The 8320-nt window shown below is 64.5% G+C and carries 8 protein-coding genes; 6 read left to right on the plus strand and 2 right to left on the minus strand.

The annotated features are described in order from the left end of the window. A partial coding sequence (locus A9W95_RS03170; RefSeq protein ID WP_156745973.1) for a serine/threonine-protein kinase occupies positions 1 to 951 on the minus strand: 951 nt, incomplete at its 3' end. Between the two features lie 85 nt (positions 952 to 1036). Here A9W95_RS03170 and A9W95_RS03175 point away from each other — a divergent pair. The 3 genes from A9W95_RS03175 to A9W95_RS03185 all read left to right on the plus strand — a co-directional run bounded on the left by A9W95_RS03175 (position 1037) and on the right by A9W95_RS03185 (position 5596). Next, complete coding sequence (locus tag A9W95_RS03175) at positions 1037 to 1468, plus strand: SRPBCC family protein (RefSeq protein WP_067409189.1); 432 nt, start codon at positions 1037 to 1039, stop codon at positions 1466 to 1468. 235 nt (positions 1469 to 1703) lie between these two features. Next, complete coding sequence (gene dnaE / locus A9W95_RS03180; RefSeq protein ID WP_067409190.1) at positions 1704 to 5237, plus strand: DNA polymerase III subunit alpha; 3534 nt, start codon at positions 1704 to 1706, stop codon at positions 5235 to 5237. Between the two features lie 32 nt (positions 5238 to 5269). Continuing rightward, positions 5270 to 5596, plus strand: a complete 327-nt coding sequence (locus A9W95_RS03185; protein WP_067409191.1) for a hypothetical protein — start codon at positions 5270 to 5272, stop codon at positions 5594 to 5596. A gap of 53 nt (positions 5597 to 5649) precedes the next feature. On the opposite strand, the gene A9W95_RS03190 is transcribed toward A9W95_RS03185, so the two are convergent. After that, positions 5650 to 6096, minus strand: coding sequence for a PPOX class F420-dependent oxidoreductase (locus A9W95_RS03190; protein ID WP_067409192.1), 447 nt, complete (start codon positions 6094 to 6096; stop codon positions 5650 to 5652). A 60-nt stretch (positions 6097 to 6156) separates the two neighbouring features. On the opposite strand from A9W95_RS03190, the gene A9W95_RS03195 reads away from it, so the two are divergent. From A9W95_RS03195 to A9W95_RS03205, 3 genes are all read left to right on the plus strand, one after another. Continuing rightward, entirely contained in the window at positions 6157 to 6546 is a 390-nt protein-coding gene (locus tag A9W95_RS03195; RefSeq protein ID WP_067409194.1) for a MerR family transcriptional regulator, read from the plus strand. Between the two features lie 124 nt (positions 6547 to 6670). Further along, entirely contained in the window at positions 6671 to 8134 is a 1464-nt protein-coding gene (locus A9W95_RS03200) for an aldehyde dehydrogenase (RefSeq protein WP_067409193.1), read from the plus strand. Between the two features lie 14 nt (positions 8135 to 8148). After that, the coding region (locus A9W95_RS03205) for a class I SAM-dependent methyltransferase (protein WP_172826540.1) at positions 8149 to 8320 on the plus strand (172 nt) is incomplete at its 3' end.

Below are 8320 nucleotides of genomic sequence, written 5' to 3' on the forward strand. Positions count from 1 at the left end.
CGCCTCCGCCTCCGCAGGATGCCGGCCCAGCGCCCTACCGGCCCGTCCCCCCGCCCGCGTAGGCGGAGGCGGAGGGGGAGGCGGGCTGACCGGCCACTCCTTGGTCGGCGCGGCGGGAGTCAAGGCTCGCTGAGCTGCCTCGGCCAGCTCGCCGGCGCTCGAGTAGCGCTCGTCGGGATTCTTGGCCATGCCGTGCGCGATTACCGCATCCAATTCGGAGGGAATGCCCGCGCGGTGCGTGCTGGCCAGCGGCACCGGTGCGTTTAGGTGGGCTTCCATGAGCGCTGGCAGGTCGCGCCGCTCGCCGTACGGCGGCACCCCGGTCAGTAGTTCGTACAGCACGCACGCCAGCGCATATACGTCGCAGCGCTGATCGACCACGCCGCCGGAAAGCCGCTCCGGTGCAACGTAATCGAAGGTGCCGACGGCCTTGCCGGGTTTGGTGAGCCGGGCGTCGCCCGCCGCGTTGGCCAAACCGAAGTCGACCAGGCTGGCGAACTCTTGCCCGCCCTGGCCGGACAGCAAGATGTTGGCGGGTTTGACGTCGCGGTGCAGCACCGACTCGGCGTGCGCGGCGTCCAGCGCTGCGGCAACCTGGCGGATCAGATCGACCGCACGAGCGGGCGGCATGGGGCCCTCGCGCTTGAGCACGGTGTCCAGGTCCACACCGCGCACAAGTCGCATGTCGATGTAGACCTGCCCGTTGATTTCGCCACATCCATGGATCGGCAGGACGTGTGGTTCGCGGAGGCGGCCTGCGGTGTGAGCTTCCCGGAAGAGTCGCTCCCGGAACACCGGGTCTTGAGAGAAGCTGCTGCTGAGCAGCTTGAGCGCCACCGTGCGGTGCATGGTGGTGTCTTCGGCCTCGTAAACCTCGCCATAGCCGCCGCTGCCCAACAGTCGGATCAGCCGATACGGCCCGAATTCCGAACCTGCCCGATCGTCGGTCAACTAGGTATTCCCTCCACTCGCCGCCGAGCGTAACGCGATTAGCAAAAATTCCACCGGAGATGGCGGGGCGTTACGCTCAGCGGCTATGGCCGCCGTTGATTTGAAACTCGACGTCCCGATGGCTCCGCAGGAGATGTGGGACCACGTTTCTGACCTGTCCACACTGGGCGATTGGCTCGTGATGCACGAGGGCTGGCGCAGCGAACTGCCTGACGAAATCACCGAAGGCACCGAGATCGTGGGCGTGGCGCGGTCCAAGGGTTTGCGCAACCGGGTGACGTGGCGGGTGACCAAGTGGGATCCGCCGCACGAGGTGGCGATGTCCGGTGCCGGAAAGGGCGGCGCCAAGTATGCCGTCACGCTCACCGTTCGGCCCACCAACGACGGATCTAACCTCGGGTTACGCCTCGAGCTGGGCGGGCGCCCGCTGTTCGGGCCGGTGGGTGCCGCGGCGGCCCGCGCGGTCAAAGGAGACGTGCAGAAGTCGCTTCAGCAGTTCGTCGACCTGTACGGATAGCCTCGCTGGCCATCGCAAGCGCGGCGGGAGCCGGGCGCAGCGGGTGGCTACACACACCTCGCTGGCCATCGCAAGCGCGGCGGGAGCCGGGCGCAGCGGGTGGCCACAGAAAACCTCGCTGGCCATCGCAAGCGCGGCGGGAGCCGGGCGCAGCGGGTGGCCACAGAAAACCTCCGAGACACACTCGGCGACACGCCCGCAACGTGTCGGCGGTCGGTCATAGACTGGCGTCCCTATGAACCAGTCATCCTTCGTGCACCTGCATAACCACACCGAGTATTCGATGCTCGACGGTGCCGCGAAGATCACTCCGATGCTCGCCGAAGTGGAGCGGCTGGGGATGCCGGCGATCGGCATGACCGACCACGGAAACATGTTCGGCGCCAGTGAGTTCTACAACTCCGCGACCAAGGTCGGTGTGAAGCCGATCATCGGGGTCGAGGCGTACATCGCCCCTGGCTCACGCTTCGACACTCGCCGCATCACCTGGGGAGATCCCAGCCAGAAGGGCGACGACGTCTCCGGCAGCGGCTCCTATACGCACCTGACGATGGTGGCCGAGAACGCCACCGGATTGCGCAACCTGTTCAAGCTGTCTTCGCTGGCCTCCTTCGAGGGCCAGCTCGGCAAGTGGTCACGCATGGATGCCGAACTCGTCGCCGAGCACGCCGAGGGCATCATCGCCACCACCGGTTGCCCGTCGGGTGAAGTGCAAACCCGGCTCCGGCTGGGGCACCACCGGGAGGCGCTGGAGTCCGCTGCCAAATGGCGTGAGATTTTCGGCGCCGAGAACTACTTCCTGGAACTGATGGACCACGGGCTCTCGATCGAGCAGCGGGTCCGCGAAGGTCTGCTCGAAATCGGCCGCAAGCTGAACATTCCGCCGCTGGCCACCAACGACTGCCACTACGTCACCCGCGACGCCGCTCATAACCACGAAGCGTTGCTGTGCGTGCAGACCGGGAAAACCCTGTCGGACCCGAACCGATTCAAGTTCGACGGCGACGGCTACTACCTCAAGTCGGCCGCCGACATGCGCAAGCTGTGGGACGACCAGGTGCCCGGCGCCTGTGACTCAACGCTGCTGATCGCCGAACGCGTGCAGTCCTACGCCGACGTGTGGACCCCGCGCGATCGCATACCAATCTTCCCGGTGCCCGACGGCCACGACCAAGCGTCATGGTTGCACCACGAGGTGATGGCTGGCCTGCGGCGCCGCTTCCCCGACGGCGTCGGCCAGGACTACCTCGACCGGGCCGAGTACGAAATCAAAGTCATCTGCGACAAAGGCTTCCCGTCCTACTTCCTGATCGTGGCCGACCTGATCAATTACGCCCGCTCAGTGGACATCCGGGTCGGGCCCGGACGTGGTTCGGCGGCGGGCTCGCTGGTGGCCTACGCCCTCGGCATCACCAACATCGATCCCATTCCGCACGGTCTACTGTTCGAGCGCTTCCTCAACCCCGAGCGTCCTTCCGCGCCCGACATCGACATCGACTTCGACGACCGCCGTCGCGGTGAGATGGTGCGCTACGCCGCCGACAAGTGGGGCCACGACCGAGTAGCCCAGGTCATCACCTTCGGCACCATCAAAACGAAGGCCGCACTGAAGGACTCCGCCCGAATCCACTACGGGCAGCCCGGCTTCGCGATCGCCGACCGGATCACCAAGGCGCTGCCGCCGCCGATCATGGCCAAGGACATTCCGCTGTCGGGCATCACCGACCCGGCCCACGAGCGGTTCAAGGAAGCCGCCGAGGTGCGAAGCCTGATTGAAACCGACCCGGACGTGCGCACCATCTACCAGACGGCGCGGGGCCTGGAAGGGCTGATCCGCAACGCCGGTGTGCATGCCTGTGCGGTGATCATGAGCAGCGAGCCGCTGACCGAGGCCATTCCGCTGTGGAAGCGGCCGCAGGATGGCGCCATCATCACCGGCTGGGACTACCCGTCGTGCGAAGCCATCGGCCTGCTGAAGATGGACTTCCTGGGACTGCGCAACCTGACGATCATCGGCGACGCGATCGAAAACATCAGGGCCAACAGAGGCATCGACCTCGACCTGGAGTCGGTGCCGCTGGACGACGCGCTCACGTACGAATTGCTGGGCCGCGGCGACACTTTGGGCGTGTTCCAGCTCGACGGCGGGCCGATGCGTGACCTGCTGCGCCGCATGCAGCCCACCGAATTCAACGACATCGTCGCCGTGCTCGCGCTGTACCGGCCGGGACCGATGGGCATGAACGCCCACAACGACTACGCCGACCGCAAGAACAACCGCCAGCCGATCAAGCCGATCCATCCCGAACTCGAAGAACCGCTGCGCGAGATCCTCTCCGAAACGTACGGCTTGATCGTCTATCAAGAGCAGATCATGTTCATCGCCCAGAAGGTCGCCTCGTACACGATGGGCAAAGCCGACGCGCTACGCAAGGCGATGGGCAAGAAAAAGCTCGAAGTGCTCGAAGCCGAATACAAGGGCTTCTACGAAGGAATGACGGCCAACGGTTTCTCCGACAAAGCGGTGAAAGCGCTGTGGGACACCATCCTTCCGTTCGCCGGATATGCGTTCAACAAGTCACACGCGGCCGGGTACGGCTTGGTCTCCTATTGGACCGCTTACCTCAAGGCGAACTATCCCAGCGAGTACATGGCCGGTCTGCTGACATCTGTCGGCGACGACAAGGATAAGGCCGCGGTTTACCTCGCAGACTGCCGCAAGCTCGGTATCACCGTGCTGCCGCCTGACGTCAACGAGTCGGTGCAGAACTTCGCGTCGGTGGGCAACGACATCCGCTTCGGCCTGGGTGCGGTGCGCAACGTCGGCGCCAACGTCGTTGGCTCACTGATCCAAACCCGAAGCGAGAAAGGCAAATTCACCGACTTCTCCGACTACCTCAACAAAATCGACATTTCGGCCTGCAACAAGAAAGTCACTGAGTCGCTGATCAAGGCGGGGGCGTTCGACTCGCTGGGACATGCCCGCAAAGGCCTGTTCCTGGTACACACCGACGCCGTCGACAGCGTGCTCGGGACGAAGAAGGCCGAGGCGATGGGGCAGTTCGACCTGTTCGGCGGCAGCGATGCCGGCGCCGAATCCGTCTTCACCATCAAGGTCCCCGAGGACGAATGGGAAGACAAACACAAGCTGGCCCTGGAACGGGAAATGCTGGGTCTCTACGTGTCCGGGCATCCGCTCAACGGGGTAGCGCACCTGCTGGCCGCCCAAGTCGACACTGCCATCCCGGCGATCCTGGACGGAGACGTGCCCAACGACACCCAAGTACGCGTGGGCGGCATCCTGGCCTCGGTGAACCGGCGCGTCAATAAGAACGGAATGCCCTGGGCCTCAGCGCAATTGGAAGACCTAACCGGTGGCATCGAGGTGATGTTCTTCCCGCACACGTACTCCAACTACGGCGCGGAGATCGCCGATGACGTCGTGGTGCTGGTCAACGCCAAGGTGGCGATCCGCGACGACCGAGTGTCACTGATCGCCAACGAACTGGTGGTGCCTGACTTCTCTACCGCCCAGGTCAACCGCCCGCTGGCGGTCAGTCTGCCCACCCGGCAATGCACGCTGGACAAAGTCAGCGCACTCAAGCAAGTGCTGACCCGTCACCCCGGTACCTCGCAAGTGCATCTGCGGCTGATCAGCGGTGACCGGATCACCACTTTGGAACTAGACCAGTCGTTGCGAGTGACGCCGTCGCCGGCGCTGATGGGCGATCTCAAGGAGCTGCTCGGCCCGGGGTGTTTGGGTGGTTAAAAACTTCCGCCGCTCTTTGTAAGCTTAAGGCTGTGCGAAAAGCGTGGTGTTTGTTTGTCGTGCTGCTGTTCGGTGCCTTCTTTCCGGCTTCGGCGCAGGCCGACCCGGACCCGCATATTCCTGACCCGATCTCAACCTATTGTCCCGGCGGCAAGGACCAGCCTTTCTTCGGGAACGCGACCTGCGACGGGATTAAGTACCCGGACGGAAGCTTCTGGCGGGTAACCCTCTGGCAGGCTGGGCAGTCACCCTTCTACATGCCCACCGACATCACCCTCAACAGGCAGTGCGTCATTGACAACGGATCACCGGATCCGGTGCCCGCGCCGCCCGGCGGCTGCGACGGCGCGGTTCAATGACTCTGCGCGGCAGTGCTCGCGGCGAGGTAGCGGTCAACCGCAACGCGGCTCAATCAGAGTAAGTCGACCCGCACGATGACACTGTCCGGCCATACGCCGCGGTGGCGCGCGCGCCGCAACTTCTCACGCACGCACAACTCTTGGTGCACATTCCTCACGCCCGGAATCTTGATCAGCGGAACGATGTTCCACTGCCAGCCGTACCGCTTGTGCAATACGGCATTGGCGTGCTCGGCCTCGGCTCCGGCCAGGATCGCCGCCCGGCCCGCTATCGTCGCCCTACCCGGCTGGGGGCGACCCCGATAATCGCAGGGCGTTAATTGCACGTCGCGGCATGCGTTCAGCCGCTTGGTCTTCGGCCCGACCTTGGTGCGGAACAGCAGTGTGTGGCCGTCGACCGCAAACCAGATGGGTGTGTCAACGGCGGTACCGTCGCCGCGAAACGACCGCAGGAGGACGTACCGGGCGCTGGCGAGATCACTTTGCTCGAGTGGATCCATGCCAATAGTGAACGACTTAGAGTTGGCTTTAAGTCAAGCCCTCGTCGGACGGAGATGACCATGGCCAGCGGCCTGACGATCGGGGAGGTGGCGCGCGAAGCCGGAGTCGCCGCGACCACACTGCGCTACTACGAACAAATCGGACTACTGCCCCCGCCGTCGCGACTGGGTAATCAGCGTCGCTACGACAGATCGGTTCTCACTCGGCTCGAAGTGATCCGGTTGTGCAAAATTGCCGGCTTTACCCTCGACGAGATCCAGCAGTTGTTTGCCGACGATGTTCCGGGGCGCCCAACTAGCCGGGCACTGGCCGAAGCCAAACTCGCGGAAATCGATACCCAATTGGCTGCGCTGACCCGGGCCCGGGCCGTCATCGAGTGGGGCATGCGCTGCACGTGTCCCTCGATCGACACGTGCACCTGCGGCGTGCACACCGCTATGCCGGCCTGAGCCGACGCTCAAATCGTTAGACTGTTTTCAGTGCTACCACTAGACTGTTTCCAGTGATACACTACTCGGCGGCGTCCTGCCGCGGTGCGCGGACGCGTCAAGATCTTCCCGACTGGAGGCCACAATGGATGATGTTGAGCCGCAATTGTTTATCGACGGACAATTCCGTTCCGCCGAGGGTGTCTCGCCCGTCATAGAAGCCGCCACGGAACGGCCGCTCGGCCAGGGGCCCAGCGCAAGTCTCGCCGATGTCGACGACGCCGTGGCTTCTGCGAGTAAGGCGCTGGCCGACTGGAGCGCCACACCGGCGGTCGAACGAGCCCAGCTGCTGGAACGCTTCGCCGACGCCGTAGCAGCCCGCGCTGACCACACCAACCAGTTGTGCACGCGCGAGACGGGAATGCCGATCACCATGTCGCGGACGTTCAGCAGTGGGTTTCCCGTCGCGATACTTCGCTACTATGCCGGCCTGGCCGCCAAGGCCGACGTCGAAGAGATTCGGCCGAGCATGATCGGACACACGATCGTGCGCCGAGAGCCGGTCGGCGTCGTCGGCGCGGTGGTGCCCTGGAATGTGCCGCAGCTCCTCGGGGCGGCGAAGATCGGCCCGGCCTTGGCCGTGGGCTGCACCGTCGTCTTGAAGCCGGCACCGGAGACAGCGCTGGATGCAAGGGTTTTCGGCGAGGCGGCCGTCGAAGCCGGGCTGCCGCCCGGTGTACTCAACGTCATTCCCGGTGGCGACGAAGCGGGTGCTCACCTAGTCCGCCACCCCGGCGTCGACAAGGTGACCTTCACCGGTTCGACCCAGGTCGGGCGTCAGATCGCGGAGGTCTGCGGACGTCTGATGCGGCCAGTCACTTTAGAGCTCGGCGGCAAATCGGCGGCGATCGTCCTCGACGATGCCGACCTGGAGCTGACCATGCGCGAGCTGCGCGCGCTGTCCTTCGGCAACAATGGCCAGATATGCATCGCCAACTCGCGCGTGCTCGCGCCGCGGTCACGGTACAGCGAGGTGGTGGAAGCGCTGGCGGACATGGCCAGTTCGTTGGTAGTCGGTAACCCACTCGACGACAATGTGGACATCGGCCCGTTGGTCAGTGCACGGCAGCAGAAGCGCGTGCTCGGCTACATCGAAATCGGCAAAGCCGAGGGTGCTCGGGTAATCACCGGAGGCCGCAGACCGGCGGACGAGCCGCGCGGCTGGTACGTCGCCCCCACGGTATTCGCCGATGTGGACAACTCCGCCCGGATCGCGCGCGAGGAGATTTTCGGGCCGGTCGTGTCGGTGATTCCGTACGGTCCGGAAAGCGAGGCGATCGAGATCGCCAACGACTCCGAGTTCGGTCTCGGGGGAACGGTCTTTACGTCTGACGTGGCGCGGGGCACTGAAGTCGCGCGTGCCATTCGCACCGGAACCATCGGTGTCAACCAATACCAACCCGACGTCGATGCGCCCTTTGGTGGAGTGAAGGCAAGCGGTCTAGGCCGAGAATTCGGGCCGGAAGGGCTTGCCGCCTACCAGTCCGTCAAGTCCATCTTTCGACCTGGCGCGGCATCGGAAGTCGAAACCCTCACGCGGGTCGGGTAAACGAGCGAGGAACTATGACACGAACGAGCGACGACAGTTGGGATCTGAAGACCGGCGTCGGTACGACCGCGACCATGGTGGCCACGGCCAGAGCCGTGGCCACGCGACAACCCGACCCGGTGATCGACGACCCGTTTGCAGAGGTGCTGGTACGCGCAGTGCATTTCGACCTGTTCACGCAGATCC

Source organism: Mycobacterium sp. 1423905.2 (assembly GCF_001673155.1).
Classification (GTDB): domain Bacteria; phylum Actinomycetota; class Actinomycetes; order Mycobacteriales; family Mycobacteriaceae; genus Mycobacterium.

What these genes read in the sequence shown, in the direction of transcription:
- A9W95_RS03175 (WP_067409189.1), top strand. Translation starts at nt 1,037, where the DNA reads ATGGCCGCCGTTGATTTGAAACTCGACGTCCCGATGGCTCCGCAGGAG.
- dnaE (WP_067409190.1), top strand. Translation starts at nt 1,704, where the DNA reads ATGAACCAGTCATCCTTCGTGCACCTGCATAACCACACCGAGTATTCG.
- A9W95_RS03190 (WP_067409192.1), bottom strand. Translation starts at nt 6,096, where the DNA reads ATGGATCCACTCGAGCAAAGTGATCTCGCCAGCGCCCGGTACGTCCTC.
- A9W95_RS03195 (WP_067409194.1), top strand. Translation starts at nt 6,157, where the DNA reads ATGGCCAGCGGCCTGACGATCGGGGAGGTGGCGCGCGAAGCCGGAGTC.
- A9W95_RS03200 (WP_067409193.1), top strand. Translation starts at nt 6,671, where the DNA reads ATGGATGATGTTGAGCCGCAATTGTTTATCGACGGACAATTCCGTTCC.